Annotated in this window: 15 protein-coding genes, 1 tRNA gene and 2 pseudogenes; 6 read left to right on the top strand and 12 right to left on the bottom strand. The window is 66.7% G+C overall.

Translation table 11 applies throughout. The features are described from left to right. Positions 1–389, top strand: a 389-nt coding sequence (locus ACT54X_RS08715; protein ID WP_476346077.1) for a hypothetical protein, incomplete at its 5' end; no start/stop codon positions are given. Positions 390–397: 8 nt separating this feature from the next. On the opposite strand, the gene ACT54X_RS08710 is transcribed toward ACT54X_RS08715, so the two are convergent. Beyond that, positions 398–1126 (bottom strand): hypothetical protein, encoded by a 729-nt coding sequence (locus ACT54X_RS08710; protein WP_476346076.1) that lies wholly within the window; start codon positions 1124–1126, stop codon positions 398–400. Between the two features lie 80 nt (positions 1127–1206). Here ACT54X_RS08710 and ACT54X_RS08705 point away from each other — a divergent pair, with 80 nt between their 5' ends. After that, entirely contained in the window at positions 1207–1656 is a 450-nt protein-coding gene (locus ACT54X_RS08705) for a recombinase family protein (RefSeq protein WP_476346074.1), read from the top strand. 66 nt (positions 1657–1722) lie between these two features. Then, positions 1723–2241 (top strand): annotated as a pseudogene (locus ACT54X_RS08700) (recombinase family protein); the annotation flags it as partial. Positions 2242–2271: 30 nt separating this feature from the next. Here the strand turns inward: ACT54X_RS08700 and ACT54X_RS08695 are convergent. Further along, positions 2272–2580 (bottom strand): hypothetical protein, encoded by a 309-nt coding sequence (locus ACT54X_RS08695; protein WP_476346073.1) that lies wholly within the window; start codon positions 2578–2580, stop codon positions 2272–2274. Positions 2581–2736: 156 nt separating this feature from the next. Further along, positions 2737–2812, bottom strand: a tRNA-Asn gene (locus tag ACT54X_RS08690). A 120-nt stretch (positions 2813–2932) separates the two neighbouring features. On the opposite strand from ACT54X_RS08690, the pseudogene ACT54X_RS08685 reads away from it, so the two are divergent. Both ACT54X_RS08685 and ACT54X_RS08680 read left to right on the top strand, forming a co-directional pair. Next, positions 2933–3631, top strand: a pseudogene (locus tag ACT54X_RS08685) (SOS response-associated peptidase family protein); the annotation flags it as partial. A gap of 27 nt (positions 3632–3658) precedes the next feature. Continuing rightward, a complete protein-coding gene (locus ACT54X_RS08680; RefSeq protein WP_294371814.1) occupies positions 3659–4711 on the top strand; it encodes an HD domain-containing phosphohydrolase in 1053 nt (350 codons plus the stop codon). 46 nt (positions 4712–4757) lie between these two features. On the opposite strand, the gene phoR is transcribed toward ACT54X_RS08680, so the two are convergent. The 7 genes from phoR to pstS all read right to left on the bottom strand — a co-directional run bounded on the left by phoR (position 4758) and on the right by pstS (position 11703). Then, positions 4758–6116, bottom strand: coding sequence for a phosphate regulon sensor histidine kinase PhoR (gene phoR, locus ACT54X_RS08675; RefSeq protein ID WP_294371411.1), 1359 nt, complete (start codon positions 6114–6116; stop codon positions 4758–4760). Between the two features lie 112 nt (positions 6117–6228). Further along, positions 6229–6921: a phosphate regulon transcriptional regulator PhoB gene (gene phoB / locus ACT54X_RS08670; protein ID WP_017760498.1), complete on the bottom strand. Its 693-nt coding sequence runs from the start codon at positions 6919–6921 to the stop codon at positions 6229–6231. 178 nt (positions 6922–7099) lie between these two features. After that, on the bottom strand, positions 7100–7801 hold the full coding sequence (gene phoU, locus ACT54X_RS08665) for a phosphate signaling complex protein PhoU (protein WP_476346070.1): 702 nt from the start codon (positions 7799–7801) through the stop codon (positions 7100–7102). A 23-nt stretch (positions 7802–7824) separates the two neighbouring features. Then, a complete protein-coding gene (gene pstB / locus ACT54X_RS08660; protein WP_017762158.1) occupies positions 7825–8604 on the bottom strand; it encodes a phosphate ABC transporter ATP-binding protein PstB in 780 nt (259 codons plus the stop codon). Positions 8605–8623: 19 nt separating this feature from the next. Continuing rightward, a complete protein-coding gene (pstA, locus tag ACT54X_RS08655; RefSeq protein WP_476346068.1) occupies positions 8624–9526 on the bottom strand; it encodes a phosphate ABC transporter permease PstA in 903 nt (300 codons plus the stop codon). Next, positions 9523–10446, bottom strand: a complete 924-nt coding sequence (gene pstC, locus ACT54X_RS08650; protein ID WP_294371819.1) for a phosphate ABC transporter permease subunit PstC — start codon at positions 10444–10446, stop codon at positions 9523–9525. Before pstC ends, pstA begins: the two co-directional genes overlap by 4 nt. Positions 10447–10665: 219 nt before the next feature. Continuing rightward, positions 10666–11703 (bottom strand): phosphate ABC transporter substrate-binding protein PstS, encoded by a 1038-nt coding sequence (gene pstS / locus ACT54X_RS08645; protein ID WP_476346066.1) that lies wholly within the window; start codon positions 11701–11703, stop codon positions 10666–10668. A 218-nt stretch (positions 11704–11921) separates the two neighbouring features. On the opposite strand from pstS, the gene ACT54X_RS08640 reads away from it, so the two are divergent. After that, on the top strand, positions 11922–13439 hold the full coding sequence (locus ACT54X_RS08640; RefSeq protein ID WP_476346064.1) for a Ppx/GppA phosphatase family protein: 1518 nt from the start codon (positions 11922–11924) through the stop codon (positions 13437–13439). An 85-nt stretch (positions 13440–13524) separates the two neighbouring features. Here ACT54X_RS08640 and ACT54X_RS08635 read toward each other — a convergent pair whose 3' ends face one another. Both ACT54X_RS08635 and ppk1 read right to left on the bottom strand, forming a co-directional pair. Further along, positions 13525–13986 (bottom strand): SixA phosphatase family protein, encoded by a 462-nt coding sequence (locus tag ACT54X_RS08635; protein ID WP_476346062.1) that lies wholly within the window; start codon positions 13984–13986, stop codon positions 13525–13527. A 33-nt stretch (positions 13987–14019) separates the two neighbouring features. Beyond that, complete coding sequence (gene ppk1 / locus ACT54X_RS08630) at positions 14020–16158, bottom strand: polyphosphate kinase 1 (protein WP_476346094.1); 2139 nt, start codon at positions 16156–16158, stop codon at positions 14020–14022. Positions 16159–16181: the final 23 nt, after the last annotated feature.

Genomic DNA, 16181 nt, shown 5'->3' with positions numbered 1-16181 from the left:
TCCTGGGGGATTCGGTGTACCGCCAGCCGCAAGGAATCCAGCATTCATGCGGGGTGGCGGGGTTTTGCAGGGCCGACGAGATGGGGCTGCCCGCTGTTTGGCTGGAGGGAGCCCGCCTGATCGGCTACGAAAATTTCGTGCGCCTGTGGAAGCACCTCGACGGCGCCGCCGCGGGCGGCTCGCTGCCGCTGTCCGACAACGAATCCATGATCGAGGTCCGCCTTCGACGCTTCGCGAGCTTCCAGCGCTTTCAGCGGAACCGGTTCATCGAAAGCTTGGCCGCCATGGGTCAAAGTGGCAGCGAAATTCACGCTGCCGTTAAAGCCCAACTAGGCGAATCGCTCACAAGAAATCACATTTTACGTCTCGCTAGGAGAGGTAGGAAATGAATCCCCCGTTACGAGTATTCTCCGCGATCAAGAGCATAGATTTCCTCAATTTCTTTTTTCCTCAATTTTAATTCTTGTTCCGTACTAAGTATCTCAACCTTCTCTTTTATCCATTTAATGCAGCTTTTGCAAAAAGTGGTCATACCATCCCTATACTTATTTATCTGCATCAAAACGTTACCACGACGATTTTCTGGGACCTCTTTTAAACGATCCAAAATATGCAAAAACCCAATGATGTTGTGAGCTGCGATGCGGCTGATTTCAAGTGCTTGCTTGTTGGGCTGCGCAGTGACAGCGAAAGAATTCAAAGATTCCAAAATCGATTTTAAAGAAGCTTCCGCGTAGATAATATGCCCATCGCTAAGCGCTCCCTGCTGCATCGGCGTCTGTACTAGACCCTGCTTTTCTTCAAGAATATTTTCTAGGAGGAGGTACGCAGAAATTATTTGAAGACGTACAGCATTGGCCGCCGCAGCCCGCCCTGCCTCAAACTGCTTGTTTAGTTGGTATCGCGCAACACTAAATCCCGCAATGATCGCAATCACAGCCCCGAATGCTTGTGCCCAGTTTGCTAGTGCACTCCATTTGTCTGCGCTCCAAGTATCCATACTAAAAATCTTAAAGAGCATGTACAGCACAATTCCTGTTAGGGCGAATGCCACATAGCCCCAGAAAATTGTGTCTTTATAGTCCCACTCATCAAGAGCATGACTCCACCAATCTCGAACCAGCATTTATTCCTCCGGCGTTTGTCAACTGAATTTATGCCATATCTTCATCCACCTCGCACTAGTTCATATGGGAGCATGTCCTGATGAAGACCGCCGTGATATATGCGCGCGTTAGCACCCAACGCCAAGCCGCCGAAGGGGTTTCGCTTGATGCGCAAGTTGAGCAGTGCCGCGGTCGCGCCGAGCAGCTGGGCGCAGAGGTGCTAAAGGTCTTCAGGGATGAAGGGGTCAGCGGTCGCTCGACAAAGGGCCGCCACGGCTTCCAAGCAGCGGTCGATTTTTGTCAACAGGCCGGCGTCCACTTTTTCGTCACGTGGGCCACCTCGCGCGTGGCTAGGAACGCCGTGGACCTCATCATGGCGCAGGAGACCCTGCGAGATGGCGGCACGCGGCTGGAGTGCCTCAACGCTGACGTCAACGACGACACGGATGCCGGCTTCATCAATCGCACCTTCATGGCAGCGATGGACGAGCTCCACTCGCGCAACATCAGCCGCGACACCTTGCGATCCCAGAAGCGTGTGGCGGCCTAGGGCTTCTTTACCGGCGGGCGCGTGCCCTACGGCTACGCCGTGGTGGACGAGGGCAAGCGGCGCCGCATGGTGCCGGATCTGGAGGCCGCTGCCATCGTCCGGCGCGCCTTCGACCTCTGCCTACAGGAAGGCCTGGGCGCCCAGGCCATCGCCCACGCGCTCAACGATGCCGGACTGCTCCGCGCCGGCGCCCGGTGGGGGAAAAACAGCGTCCAGTACCTGCTCAACAACCGCGTCTACACGGGCGTAAAGACCTACAACCGCAAGCACAGCCGGACCGGCCGTGCGAAGCCGCTGGACGAATGGGTGTCCGTCGACGCCCACGAGCCGCTGATCAGCAAGGAAGCATTCGAAAGGGCTCAGACCATGATCAAGGACCGAACGCCCCACGAAGGAGATGGCACGCCGCGCAGCGAGTTCGTTTTCGCGGGCAAGCTCACCTGCGGCATATGCAGCAGCTTGCTGCAGATCACGAACGGCACATCCCGCAGCGGGGCCCTGTACAGCTACTACAGCTGCGTGGCTCACAAGCACGGGCGGCCTCAGTGCCTCTTTCGGCCGATCCGCGCCGACCTCATGGACGAATGGCTTACCCAGACGATCCTTGAGCGCGTGCTAACGCCTGAGGTGGTCTCCAAGGCCCTGGACGACGTGGCGGCAATGACGGAAACCTGGCTGTGGGACAGAGAGGCAGCGCGCGGCCGCCTGGTGCGCGATCTGCGCGCCGTCGAGGGAAAGCGGGACGGGCTGCTGGACTTCGTGGCAGAACACGGGAGGGCCACGCCGGCGGATGTCATCGGCAAGCTGAACGAAGCACGCGCCCAGATCGATGAGCTGCAGGCCGAGCTGGACCGCCTGGAGCGCGCCAAGGTGCCGCAGCGCAAACGGCACATCGACCCCGAAGTGGCCATCGAGGTGATGCACGAAACGATAATGGCGGCCGATGCCAAAAAAAAACGCGCCTTTATGGGCGCGTTCTTAGACCAGATCACGGTCTCCAACTCGGAAGTCGAAGTCGCTTATCGGGCGGATGCCTTGCTGCAAACGGGTCCGGTGAAGGATGTTCACAGTGGCCTTGATTGGCTCCCCGACCTGGGCTCGAACCAGGGACCTACGGATTAACAGTCCGGCGCTCTACCGACTGAGCTATCGGGGAAGGAAGCCCTAGAGTATAGCGACGGTGTTTCGGTCGCACAGAGTAACCAACATAAATAGTCGGAAATAGCCTGGATTGCCCTGCACGTTCGTGCCGCCGACACGGCGGCCGGCATGCCAAATGGCCGAGTGCGATTCGGCTGACGCATCGCTGACCCGCAAACGCTTATGCTGGATATCGATGATCTCCCGATACGCTCCTGCTCAAGATCGCCACTGGGATGTCCTTGCGCGCGATCTTCGACAGAGCGTGCCGCTGGAACTCCCGGCGGCACATGCGGACGATGTCCTGCCCGGCGGCCAGGGCGCCTTCATCCACAAGCAGACCGGCGCGCCCGTGGTGGGCATGGGGCGCTGGGGACTGGTGACGGCGGAAAGCCGGCGTGGCGGCATGGAGGCCGCGCTGCGACTGCGCACCGCCCTCGTGCGTGACGACGAAGTGCGCAAGTCGCCCTACGCCACGGCCTGGACCAAGGACCAGCTCTGCGTGGTGCCGGTGGCAGCCATCTATGTGCAGGACTTCCGCGTCGACCCCCGTGTACCGCAACTCGCACGCATCAGCCGGCGCGACGGCCATGCCCTGTGCATCGCCGGCCTGTGGAGCAGTTGGCTGGACGACAACGGCGTGCGGCAACTGAGCTTCGCCCTGCTCACCATCAACGCGGACGACCATCCGCTGATGGCCCGCTACGGCGCGAGCGGCCATGAACGGCGGATGCCGGCGCTGCTGCCGCGGGGCCTGGTGCGGGCCTGGCTCGAAGCCCGGGGCCGCGAGCGCCACGAGTTCCTGCGTCCGCTGCCCGCCGAACAGCTGGTGGGTGAGGCTGTCGCACCGCAGGCGCCGGAGATGCCGGCCCCCGCCCCCGCGGCTGCGCCCACCGCCCTGCCCGCCGCCGCGGCCGAAACAGCTGCCCCGCGCCATCGCCGGCCCTGCCTGCTGCTGGTGGACGACGAACCCTCCAACCTCCAGGTGCTGCGTCTGGCGCTTCAGGCCGACTACCGGCTGGTGTTCGCTACCGACGGGCGGCGGGCCCTGCAACTCGCCCGCGAACACCGGCCCGACCTGATCCTGCTCGACATCATGATGCCGGAGCTCGATGGCTATGCCGTCTGCCGCGTGCTGCAGGAGGACCCGGCCACGGCGAGCATCCCGGTGATCTTCTGCACCGCGCGCGCCGACAGCCAGGGCGAGGCCCTCGGCCTGGAAGCCGGCGCCGTCGACTACATCACCAAGCCGCTCTACCCGCCGGTGGTACGGGCGCGCGTGCGCACCCACCTGTCACTGGTGCGCGCGGAGGAACTGCGCCGCACCCAGTTGCAGATCGTCCAGCGGCTCAGCCGCGCCGCCGAGTACCGGGACAACGAGACGGGCATGCACGTCATCCGCATGAGCCACTACGCCCGCGAGCTGGCGCTGGCCGCGGGTAGCACGCAGGAATGGGCCGACGACCTGCTGCATGCCGCGCCCATGCACGACGTGGGCAAGATCGGCATCCCCGACGCCCTGCTGCGCAAGGCCGGACCGCTCGACAGCCACGAATGGGACGTGATGCGCCGCCATCCGCTGATCGGCGCCGAGATCATCGGCAACGACAGCTCGGAGATCCTGACCATGGCCCGCGCCATCGCCCTGTCGCATCACGAGAAATGGGACGGCACCGGCTATCCGCAGGGCCTGCGCGGCGAGGCGATCCCGCTGGAGGCACGCATCGTGGCCATCGCGGACGTGTTCGACGCCCTCACATCGCGCCGTCCCTACAAGGAGGCCTGGACTGCCGAACGGGCCCTCGACTACATCCGCAGCGAATCGGGACGGCACTTCGATCCCACGCTGGTCGCGCTCTTCCTGTCCATTGCGCCGCGCCTGGCCGAAGTGCGCCAGCGCTGGCCCATCGACTGAGGGGCGCCGGGCGCCCGCCTGACCACACGCGCTGGCGCGTGGCGCCTCAGGCGGCGGGCGCGGAGGCCGAGGCCGCCAGCCGCGCCCGCACCTCGCGCACGCGCGTCGCCGGGAAGGTGATCGAGAAGCGCGACCCCTTGCCCACCTCGCTCTCGATGCGCAGTTGCCCGCCGTGGCGCTGCACGATGTGCTTGACGATGGCCAGGCCCAGTCCAGTCCCACCTGTCTCGCGCGAGCGACTGCGGTCGATGCGGTAGAAGCGCTCGGTCAGCCGCGGGATGTGCTCGGCGGCCACGCCCGGCCCGGTGTCGCGCACCGTGAACTCGCCCCGGCCATCGGACAGCAGGCGCCAGGTGACGACCACCTCGCCGCCACCGGGCGTATAGCGCACGGCGTTGGTCACGAGGTTGGACATGGCGCTCTGCAGTTCGGTCGGCACGCCCGAGACTTCCGAATCGGCCTCGACGGCAAAGAAAAGCTTGTGCGGCTGCGACGCGATGCGGCCCGAGAGCCCACGCGCCTCGTCCTCGCAGTGCGCCATCAGCGCCCTCATGCGCGTCCACTGGTTGACCGGCGGCGCCGCACTGCCTTCGAGGCGCGACAGCGTCAGCAGGTCGGCCACCAGCGTGCCCATGCGCTGGGCCTGCTGGCCCATCAGGGCCAGGTAGCGGGCCCGCTCGTCGGCGTCCAGCGGCAGCGTCTGCAGCGTTTCGACGAAGCCGGTGAGCACGGTCAGGGGCGTGCGGATCTCATGCGACACGTTGGCGACGAAGTCACGCCGCATCTCCTCGGCCTTCTCGAGCGCCGTGATGTCGCGCGTGAGCAGCATCCGGCGGTTGCCCGCGTAGGGATGCGCCTGCACCGACAGCCGCATCGGCTGTCCGGACGCGGAGCGCGAGGCCACCGGCGCATCGATGACCACCTCGCGGCTGTAGTTCCACGAGGCGAGGTAGCCGATGAAGGCAGGATCGCGCACGAGATTGGCGATGAGCTGCTGCAGGTCGCGTTCGACGTCCAGCCCCAGGTGGACGCCGGCGGTCTGGTTGCACCATTCGATGCGGCCTTCCTCGTCCACCAGCACCACGCCGTTGGGCGAGGCCTGGATGGCGGCCAGGAACTCCTGCAGACGCTGCTCCGCCTGCTGGGTCTGCTGCTCGCGCAGGCGCAAGGCGCGGCGGATGCGGTCCGACAGCTCGCCCCACAGGCCGAAGCGGCCGGGCGGCAGTCCCAGGGCGTCGTTGCGCATCGCCTGGATCAGGCTGTGGGCCCGAAGCATGTCCAGCACCAGCCAGCCCAGCGCCCCCGCCCAGGCCCCGGCCCAGGCCAGGCGCCATCCCATCAGGAAGCCGGCGGCAGCGGCGCCTGCAGCGGACAGGCAGAGAAAGGCGGCTAGACGACCGGGCATGGCCATGGATTATCGGCAGGCACCGCCTCGGCGGGCCCGCGGGCAAAGTCGCGCACGGAAGGAAGGAAGACGGGCAGCGGCCGGCGCATCCGGCGGCCCGGCGCCAGGCCGATCAGACGGTCGCCTGGACGGTGAAGCGGTAGCCCGCGCCCCGCACGGTCTCGACCATGCTGGCGGCGGCGCCCAGCGACTCGCGCAGGCGCTTGACGTGGACGTCGACCGTGCGCTCCTCGATGAAGACATGGTCGCCCCACACCTTGTCGAGCAGTTGCGAGCGGCTGTGCACGCGCTCGGCGTTCTGCATCAGGTAGGCCAGCAGCTTGAACTCGGTCGGGCCCATCTTGAGGGCGGCTCCCTGCCAGGTCACGCGGTGGGTCGCGGTGTCGAGCACCAGCTCGCCGGCCTCCAGCCGTTCGACCGCGGCCTCGGGCGCGCGGCGGCGCAGGACGGCACGGATGCGGGCCAGCATCTCCTGCGTGGAGAAAGGCTTGGTGATGTAGTCGTCGGCGCCGGCGTCCAGTCCGGCCACCTTGTCCGGCTCGTCGCCGCGGGCGGTGAGCATCAGGATCGGCACCTGCTTCGTTCGGGCGTCGCGGCGCCACTGGCGCGCCAGCTGCAGGCCGCTCTGGCCCGGCAGCATCCAGTCCAGCAGGATCATGTCCGGCAGCACCGCATCGATCTCGCGCTGTGCGCTCACGCCGTCCTCGGCCCAGATGGGCTCGAAGCCGTTGTGCCGCAGGTTCACCGCCAGCAGCTCGGCGATGGAGGACTCGTCCTCCACGATCAGTACACGAGGTTTCTTCATGGTGTTCTTCCAGGTCCGGGCAGCGCAGCCATCGCCAACAGCCGCTCAGCCCGCCCACCGCTCGAACGGCCGCGGAGCAGGCCACGCCCAAGCACCCGCGGAACTGGCTTTGCCAGGCCGCTGGGTGCGCCCCCCTCCGGGGGGTTGGCGGAGCGCGAAGCGCGGAGCCTGGGGGGCTTCACTTCAACGCGCTCTCGATCTCTTGCATCGAAGTGTGCCGCACGTCCTCGCCCTTGACGATGTAGATGATGAACTCGGCGATGTTCTTCGCATGGTCGCCGATGCGCTCGATGGCCTTGGCCAGGAACAGCAGGTCCAGGCTGGGCGAGATGGTGCGCGGGTCTTCCATCATGTAGGTGACCAGCTTGCGCACGAAGCCGTCGAACTCCTGGTCGATCAGGTCGTCCTCCTTGAGGATCGACAGCGCGCCGGCGGTGTCGAGGCGGGCGAAGGCATCCAGCGCCTTGCGCAGCAGCCCAGACGCCAGATCGGCGGCGATGCGCAGCTCGGTGCAGGGCAGCGCCCGGGCCGAGCCGCTCTCGATGATCGACTTGACCATGCGGGCGATCTTGTTCGCCTCGTCGCCCACGCGCTCGAGGTTGGCCGTGGTCTTGGAGATGGCGATCAACAGGCGCAGGTCGCGCGCCGTCGGCTGGCGGCGGGCGATGATGGACGAGAGCTCGCGGTCGATCTCGATCTCCATCGCGTTGACGCGCGGCTCGGTCTCGATCACGCGCTCGGCGGCGTCGGTGTCGAACTGCAGCAGCGCATAGACGGCCTGGCGGATCTGGGACTCGACCATGCCGCCGAGTTCCATGACGCGCGAGGACACGCCGTTGAGTTCGCTGTCGAACTGGGTGGAAAGATGTTTGTCAGCCATCGCTGTGGTCTCCAGTGCCGGCATCAGCCGAAACGGCCCGTGATGTAGTCCTCGGTCTCCTTGCGCTTGGGCTTGAAGAACATCTGCTCGGTGGCGCCGAACTCGATGAGGTCCCCCAGGTACATGTAGGCCGTGTAGTCGCTGCAGCGGGCTGCCTGCTGCATGTTGTGGGTCACGATGACCACGGTGTATTCGTCCTTGAGCTCGGCGATCAGCTCTTCGATCTTGGCGGTGGAGATCGGGTCCAGCGCCGAGCAGGGCTCGTCCAGCAGCAGCACTTCGGGCTTGATGGCGATGCCGCGGGCGATGCACAGGCGCTGCTGCTGGCCGCCGGAGAGGCCAGAGCCGCTCTGGTGCAGCTTGTCGCGCACCTCGGTCCACAGGGCGGCCTTCTTGAGCGCCCATTCGACGCGGTCGTCCATGTCCGAGGCCGACAGGTTCTCAAACAGCTTCACGCCGAAGGCGATGTTGTCGTAGATCGACATCGGGAAGGGCGTGGGCTTCTGGAAGACCATGCCGACCTTGGCGCGCACCAGGGCGACGTCCTGCTTGGAGGTCAGCAGGTTCTCGCCGTCCAGCTCGATGGCGCCTTCGGCGCGCTGCTCGGGATACAGCTCGAACATGCGGTTGAAGGTGCGCAGCAGCGTGGACTTGCCACAGCCCGAAGGACCGATGAAGGCGGTGACCTTGTTCTCGGGGATGTCGAGGTTGATGCCCTTGAGCGCGTGGAACTTGCCGTAGTAGAAGTTCAGGTCCTTGACGGCGATCTTGGAACGCGGGGGGGTGGAGACGGTAGCAACCATGGCTTGACTCTTCTTGGTATCAGTTCTTGCCGCGCGTAAGCACGCGGGCCAGGATGTTGAGGGCGAGGACGGCGACGGTGATCAGGAACACGCCGGCCCAGGCCAGCTGCTGCCAGTTCTCGTACGGGCTCATCGCGAACTTGAAGATGGTGACCGGCAGGCTGGCCATCGGCTGGGTGACGTCGGCCGTCCAGAACTGGTTGTTCAGCGCGGTGAACAGCAGCGGTGCGGTCTCGCCAGCGATGCGGGCCACGGCCAGCAGGATGCCCGTCACGACGCCGGCGCGGGCCGCGCGCAGCGTGATCGACAGGATCACCTTCCACTTGGGCGTGCCCAGGGCGTAGGCGGCTTCGCGCAGACCCGGCGGCACCAGCTGCAGCATGTTCTCGGTGGTGCGGATCACCACCGGAATGGTGATGAGCGCCAGCGCGATGGAGCCGGCCAGGCCCGAGAAGGACCGGAACTGCGCCACCACCAGCGAGTAGACGAACAGGCCGATCACGATGGACGGCGCCGACAGCAGGATGTCGTTGACGAAGCGGATCACCGACGACAGCCAGCCGTGCGGGTTGTACTCGGCCAGGTAGATGCCGGCCATGATGCCGATGGGCGTGCCGACGAAGGTGGCGACGCCCACCATCACCAGCGAGCCGAAGATGGCGTTCAGGATGCCGCCGGCCTCGTTGGGCGGGGGCGTCATCTCGGTGAAGGTGGCCAGGGACAGGCCACCGATGCCGAGGTACAGCGTCTGCCAGAGGATCCAGATCAGCCAGAACACGCCGAAGGCCATGGCAGCCAGCGACAGGGCGAGGGCCACCTGGTTGACGCGCGAGCGGCGGGCGTACTTGGCCTCGCGGGTGCGGGCCAGCGCCTGGGCGGCCAGCAGTTGCTGGGAAGTGCTGGCGGGGCTGGGGGCGCTCACGAGCGGGCTCCTTCGCTCTTCTTCATGCGAGCCAGCAGCAGCTTGGACAGCGACAGCACGACGAAGGTGATGAAGAACAGGACCAGGCCGAGGTACATCAGCGCGGCCTGGTGAAGACCGGCGCCGGCTTCGGCGAATTCGTTGGCCAACGCCGAGGTGATGCTGTTGGCCGCCTGGAACAGGGACAGAGAGTCGAGCTGGTTCATGTTGCCGATGACGAAGGTCACGGCCATGGTCTCGCCCAGGGCGCGGCCCAGGCCGAGCATGATGCCGCCGACCACGCCGGCCTTGGTGTAGGGCAGCACGACCTTGCTCACCACCTCCCAGGTGGTGGCGCCCAGGCCGTAGGCCGACTCCTTCAGCATCGGGGGCGTGACCTCGAAGACGTCGCGCATCACCGAGGCGATGAAGGGAATGATCATGATGGCCAGGATGATGCCGGCCGACAGGATGCCGATGCCCACGGGTGGGCCGGCTACCAGCGCACCCAGCACGGGCACGCCGGTCAGCAGCTTCTGCAGGGGCTGCTGCACATAGGTCGCGAGGATGGGGCCGAAGACCAGCAGGCCCCACATGCCGTACACGATGGAGGGCACGGCGGCCAGCAGCTCGATGGCCGTGCCCAGCGGGCGCTTGAGCCAGCTGGGGGAGAGTTCGGTGAGGAAGAGCGCGATGCCGAAGCTCACCGGCACCGCGATCAGCAGGGCAATGATGGAGGTCGCCAGCGTGCCGTAGATCATCACCAGGCCGCCGAACTCTTCCTGCACGGGGTCCCAGACGCTGCTGGTCAGGAAACCCAGGCCGTACTTGGCGATGGCGGGCCAGGCGCCGATGACGAGCGAGACGAGGATGCCGATGAGCAGCGCCAGCGTCAGCAGCGCAGCGCCCTTGGCGGCCCAGCCGAACAGCAGGTCGGCCATGGGGCCGGAGCGGGGACGCTTGACCGGCGGAGGCACCGCGGGGCGGGCCCGCTCGGCGGGCCGCTCGAGCCCCTGGCCGTCGGCGGTGAGAGTGGATGACACGGTATGAACCTCCTGCGGGCGCGCATCGACCCGCACCGTCGACTCGGCAGCGATGCGGGTCATGCGGCTCCCTGTTCCTGGTTTGTCTTAGTTATGGAATCCCGAGGGGGGCCGGGGTCAGTGCGAGGCGACGACCTTGCCCGAGCCGTCCTTGATGCCGTCCCACGACTTGCGGATCGTGGCCTTCACGGCATCGGGCATCGGCACGTAGTCCAGGTCGTCGGCGGTCTTGTCGCCGTTCTTGTAGGCCCAGTCGAAGAACTTGAGCACGGTGGTGCCCTGGGCCGGCTTGTCCTGCACCTTGTGCATCAGGATGAAGGTGGCACCGGTGATGGGCCAGGCGCCGTCGCCAGGCTGGTTGGTCAGCACCTGGTAGAAGCTCTTGTTCCAGTCGGCGCCCGCTGCGGCGGCCTTGAAGGCGGTGTCCTCGGGCGAGACGAACTTGCCGGCCGAGTTCTGCAGCAGGGCGTAGGTCATCTTGTTCTGCTTGACGTAGGCGTACTCGACATAGCCGATCGAGTTGGGCAGGCGGCCCACGAACGCGGCGACGCCTTCGTTGCCCTTGCCGCCGGCGCCGGTCGGCCAGTTCACGGCCGTGCCTTCACCGACCTTGTCTTTCCACTCGGCGTTCACCTTCGACAGGTAGTTGGTGAACAGGAAGCTGGTGCCCGAGCCATCGGCGCGGCGCACCGGGGCGATGGCGGCGTCGGGCAGGTTCAGCGAGGGGTTCAGGGACTTGATGGCGGGGTCGTTCCACTTGGCGATCTTGCCCAGGTAGATGTCGCCCAGCACCTGGCCGCTCAGCTTGAGTTCGCCGGCCTTGATGCCCTGGATGTTCACGACGGGGATCACGCCGCCGATGACGGTGGGGAACTGCAGCAGGCCCTTGGACTCCAGCTCGGCGTCTTTCAACGGGGCATCGGAGGCACCGAAGTCGACGGTCTTGGCCTCGATCTGCTTGATGCCGGCACCGGAGCCGACCGACTGGTAGTTGATCTTGACGCCGGTGGCCTTGTTGAAATCGGAGGCCCACTTGGCGTACAGCGGGGCGGGGAAGCTGGCGCCGGCGCCGGTGGCTTCCTGGGCGAAGGCGGGCACATGCGCGCAAGCGGCGAGGGTCAGGCCGGCGGCGGCAATTTGAAACACGGACTTCATGGTCTTCCTTTCCGAAGGGTCACCACCCCCGGGTCCGGGGGTCTGCGGCGGACTGTAGAAAGGCCATGTGACAACCATGTGACACCCCATCTCCGAGGGAAAACCGCCCCGGGGCGCGCTCGCCCACCATGACACTGTCATCAATTCGTCATGTCCCGGACGGAGGATCGCCAGCCTGCCGCCGCTACCATCGGGGCCGACTTTTCCCTCCTTGATGTATGCAGAACGGAACGCGCCTGGCCGCCATTGATCTCGGCTCCAACAGTTTTCGCCTGGAGATCGGCCGCGTGGACCACGGGCAGATCCAGCGCGCCGAATACTTCAAGGAGACCGTGCGCCTGGGCAACGGCCTGGACAGCGCACGCAACCTGACCCACGAGGCCATGCAGCGCGGCTGGGAGGCCCTGGCCCGCTTCGGCGAGCGGCTGGCCGGCTTCGAGCGCGCCCAGGTCCGCGCGGTGGCCACGCAGACGCTGCGCGAGGCGCGCAACCGCGAGGAATTCCTGCTGCGGGCCCGCACCGTGCTCGGCTTCGGCATCGACGTCATTCCCGGCCGCGAGGAAGCCCGCCTGATCTACCAGGGCGTGGCCCACCTGCTGCCGCGCAACGAGGTCGCCGACAGCGAGCGCCGGCTGGTGGTCGACATCGGCGGCCGCTCCACCGAGATGATCATCGGCTCGGGCCTGCAGGCGCAGACCACGGAGTCGTACCGGGTGGGCAGCGTCGCCTGGTCGATGAAGCACTTTCCGGATGGCCAGTTCTCGGTCAGTGCCTTCCGCGTCGCCGAGATCGCGGCCAAGGCCGTCATGGACGACGCCCTCAACAACTACACCCGCGACCAGTGGGACACGGCCTATGGCGCCTCCGGCACCATCGGCGCCGTGGGCGACCTGGTGGCCGCGGCCGGTGGACGTGCTGGCGTGGTCACGCGCGCCGACCTGGACTGGCTGCTGGACCGCCTGCTCAAGGCCGGCAGCGCCGACCGCCTGCGCCTGGACGGCCTGCGCGAAGACCGCAAGCCCGTCATCGGCGGCGGCCTGGCCGTGCTGCGGGCGTTGTTCGACCTGCTTTCCATCGACGAGATGCGCGTCGCACAGGGCGCCCTGCGCCACGGCGTGCTGTACGAACTGCTGGAGCGCGACGACGGCGTGGCCGACCTGCGCGACAGCACGGTGGCGCGGCTGGCGCACCGCTTCGACGCCGACGAGGCGCAGGCGCGGCGCGTGGGCGACGTGGCCGCTGCGCTCTTCGTGCAACTGGTGCCCGAAGCCCGCGGCGGCGCCAGCGCCAGCCGGGCCGGTCGGGCCCTGCGCAAGCTGCGCTGGGCGGCGCAGTTGCACGAGATCGGCATGCACATCTCGCACAGCGACTACCACAAGCACGGCGCGTACATCCTCGACAACGTGGACGTGCCCGGCTTCGCCGTCAACGAGACCCATGCGCTGAGCCAACTGGTGCTCGGCCACCGGGGCAAGCTGCGCAAGGTCGAAGCCTCGATGGCCGATGAGACTTTCGCCGCGCAGTTGCTGGCCCTGCGGCTGGCGGTCATCCTGTGCCACGCACGGCGCGACCCGGAAGCCGATGCGCTGGCCGTGGAACTGTCGGGCGCACGCGGTTTTGCGGTGCGGGCGCGCAAGGACTGGGCGGAGCGCTATCCCCAGTCGGCGCACCTGCTGCGCGAAGAGGTGCTGGCCTGGCAGAAGACGAGCTGGATGCTGGGGCTGCACCTGGACTGAAAAGGCGCCGCGGCGTCTCAGGGCGGCTCAATCCACCAGACACCGTTCGGGCGGAGCCTGCCCAAGCCAGGGGGCGAGGTGACGCTCAGAGCAGCTCGGGCGCCTGCACCGTGACCATCACCGTCTGCTCCTCGCCATCGCGCTCGCGCGTGCGCAGCCACCACACCGAGCCCTTGCGCACGGCGCAACTGTCCTGCTGAAGGCCCAGCAGGCGCGCGACGGCCTGGCCCAGGGCCGGCTGGTGGCCCACCAGCACGATCACCGACTTGCCATGCGGCCAGCCGGCCGCAGCCAGCAGTTCATCGCCGGTCGCGTGCGGGGCGATTTCCTCGCGCAACTTGTACTTGCGGCCCAGCGCCAGCACCGTCTGCTCGCAGCGGCGCGCCGGGCTGCACAGGATGCGCGTGCCCTCGGGCAGTTGTCGATCCAGCCAGGCGGCCATTCGCTTGGCCTGCCTCTCGCCCCGCGGCGTGAGCGAACGGGCCAGGTCGTCGCAGCCCTCGTGCCAGTCCTCGGCTTCGGCATGGCGCCACAGGATCAGGTCCATGGTCTTGTCCTTCCCTTGCGAACAGTGCGCGTCTCAGACACCCGGGCCACGGCCGCGGAAGGCATAGCGCCCCATCAGGGCCGCCTGCGCGCCGTGCGCTTCGATGGCGCGCGAGGCGCCGGGCTCGCCCGCATGCAGGTTGCGGTCCACCCGCTCGTAGCAGCCGTCGGCTTCCAGCTCCCAGGCATCGCGGCCGTCGTGCAGGTAGGCCACCAGGCATTCGTCGATCAGCCGCTGGCGCAACACCGGATGCGTAACCGGCCATGCCACCTCGACGCGCCGCATCATGTTGCGGTTCATCCAGTCGGCGCTGGAAAGGTACAGGCTCTCGTCCTCGTCCACGCGGAAGTAGAAGACCCGCGAATGCTCCAGGAAGCGGCCGATGATCGAGCGCACGCGGATGTTGTCGCTCACGCCCGGCACCTGCGCCGGCAGCATGCAGGCACCCCGCACGATGAGGTCGATCTTCACGCCGCGGCTGCCGGCACGCAGCAGTGCCGCGATCAGTGCCTCGTCGGTGAGCGCATTCATCTTGGCGACGATGCGCGTGGTCTTGCCCTCGCCCGCAGCCTCGGCCAGCGCGTCGATGCGGGCCACCAGGTTCCTGTGCAGGTCGAAGGGCGCCACCCACAGCCGCTGCAGCTTGGGCAGCCGGCTCTGGCCGGCCAGGTGCACGAAGAGCGCATCCATGTCCGCCGTGAGTTGCGGGTCGGCCGTCAGGTGGCTGATGTCGGTGTAAAGCCGCGCGGTGCGGGGGTTGTAGTTGCCGGTCGAGAGATGGCCATAGCGGCGGATGTGGCGGCCTTCGCGGCGGGTGACCAGCAGCATCTTGGCGTGCGTCTTGAGACCCACCACGCCGTACACGACCTGCGCGCCGATGGATTCGAGCACCTCGGCCCAGTTGATGTTGGCCTCTTCGTCGAAGCGGGCCTTGAGCTCCACCACCGCCATCACTTCCTTGCCGCGGCGCACGGCCTCGCGCAGCAGGTCCATCAGCACCGAGTCGGAGCCGGTGCGGTAGATGGTCTGCTTGATGGCCAGCACCTGCGGATCGGCCACCGCCTCGCGCAGGAATTCGATGACACCGTCGAAGCTCTCGAAGGGCTGGTGGATCAGCACATCGCTGCGCTGCAGCCGGTCGAAGAAGGACTGGCCGGTCGACAGGTTGATCGGGTAGGAGGCCTGGTACGGCGTGAAGCGCAGGTCCTTGAAGCGCGGCTCATCGATCAGGTCGACCATCTGCGAGAAGCGCGCCAGGTTCACCGGCCCCGGCACGCGGTAGAGCGCACCCTGCGGCAGGTTGAACTGCGCCAGCAGGAAGCTCCAGAGCGACTCGTCGCAGTCGGCCGACACCTCCAGCCGAACGGCCTGGCCGAAGTTGCGGTGCTGCAGGCCCTGGCGCAACGCGGTGCGCAGGTTCTTCACATCTTCCTCATCCACGGCGAGGTCGGAATGGCGCGTGACGCGGAACTGCGAAAACTGCCCCACCTCCCGCCCCGGGAACATCGCGTGCAGGTGCGCCCGCACGATGCTCGACAGCGCCACCACCAGCGTCCTGCCCTCCGACACCTTGGTCGGCATGCGGATCAGCCGCGGCAGCACGCGCGGCACCTTCAGGATGGCAATGGGGTTCTCGCGGCCGAAGGCGTCCTTGCCCGAGAGCTTGACGATGAAGTTCAGCGACTTGTTGGCCACCTGCGGGAAGGGATGAGCCGGGTCCAGCGCGACGGGGATCAGCAGCGGCCGCACCTCGCGCTCGAAGTATTCCTGCACCCACTTGCGCTGTGCCGCATTGCGCTTGCCGTGCGAGATGACATGGATGCCATGCTCGGCAAAGGCCGGCAGCAGTTCGTCGTTGTAGAGCTGGTACTGGCGTGCCACCAGCGCATGCGCGGCCGCCGACAGGGCATCGAAGGATTCGGCCGTGTACGGCCCGGTGCCCTGCGCTTCGAGGCAGGCCCGCACGTGCGGCTCGGCGCGCACCTCGAAGAACTCGTCGAGGTTGGACGAGACGATGCACAGGTAGCGCAGGCGCTCCAGCAGCGGCACTTCGGGCCGCTCCGACCAGTTCAGGACGCGCCGGTTGAAGGCCAGGATGCTGTGGTCCCGGTCCAGCAACGGGGTGGCTGCCGGCACATTCGGCGTCGGCAGGGACTCTTCGGAAAAGGGCATGACGTCGGGGTCGAGGGACAGAG

This window comes from Pseudacidovorax sp. DMC4 (genome assembly GCF_056314265.1).
Note: the sequence above shows the minus strand (reverse complement) of the source record. Positions and strands in the feature narration are given on the sequence as shown.

What these genes read in the sequence shown, in the direction of transcription:
- phoB (WP_017760498.1), bottom strand. Translation starts at nt 6,921, where the DNA reads ATGAAGAAACCTCGTGTACTGATCGTGGAGGACGAGTCCTCCATCGCC.
- ppk1 (WP_476346094.1), bottom strand. Translation starts at nt 16,158, where the DNA reads ATGCCCTTTTCCGAAGAGTCCCTGCCGACGCCGAATGTGCCGGCAGCC.
- ACT54X_RS08705 (WP_476346074.1), top strand. Translation starts at nt 1,207, where the DNA reads ATGAAGACCGCCGTGATATATGCGCGCGTTAGCACCCAACGCCAAGCC.
- ACT54X_RS08635 (WP_476346062.1), bottom strand. Translation starts at nt 13,986, where the DNA reads ATGGACCTGATCCTGTGGCGCCATGCCGAAGCCGAGGACTGGCACGAG.
- pstS (WP_476346066.1), bottom strand. Translation starts at nt 11,703, where the DNA reads ATGAAGTCCGTGTTTCAAATTGCCGCCGCCGGCCTGACCCTCGCCGCT.
- phoU (WP_476346070.1), bottom strand. Translation starts at nt 7,801, where the DNA reads ATGGCTGACAAACATCTTTCCACCCAGTTCGACAGCGAACTCAACGGC.
- ACT54X_RS08680 (WP_294371814.1), top strand. Translation starts at nt 3,659, where the DNA reads ATGCCGGCCCCCGCCCCCGCGGCTGCGCCCACCGCCCTGCCCGCCGCC.
- pstC (WP_294371819.1), bottom strand. Translation starts at nt 10,446, where the DNA reads ATGGCCGACCTGCTGTTCGGCTGGGCCGCCAAGGGCGCTGCGCTGCTG.
- phoR (WP_294371411.1), bottom strand. Translation starts at nt 6,116, where the DNA reads ATGCCCGGTCGTCTAGCCGCCTTTCTCTGCCTGTCCGCTGCAGGCGCC.
- ACT54X_RS08640 (WP_476346064.1), top strand. Translation starts at nt 11,922, where the DNA reads ATGCAGAACGGAACGCGCCTGGCCGCCATTGATCTCGGCTCCAACAGT.
- ACT54X_RS08710 (WP_476346076.1), bottom strand. Translation starts at nt 1,126, where the DNA reads ATGCTGGTTCGAGATTGGTGGAGTCATGCTCTTGATGAGTGGGACTAT.
- pstB (WP_017762158.1), bottom strand. Translation starts at nt 8,604, where the DNA reads ATGGTTGCTACCGTCTCCACCCCCCCGCGTTCCAAGATCGCCGTCAAG.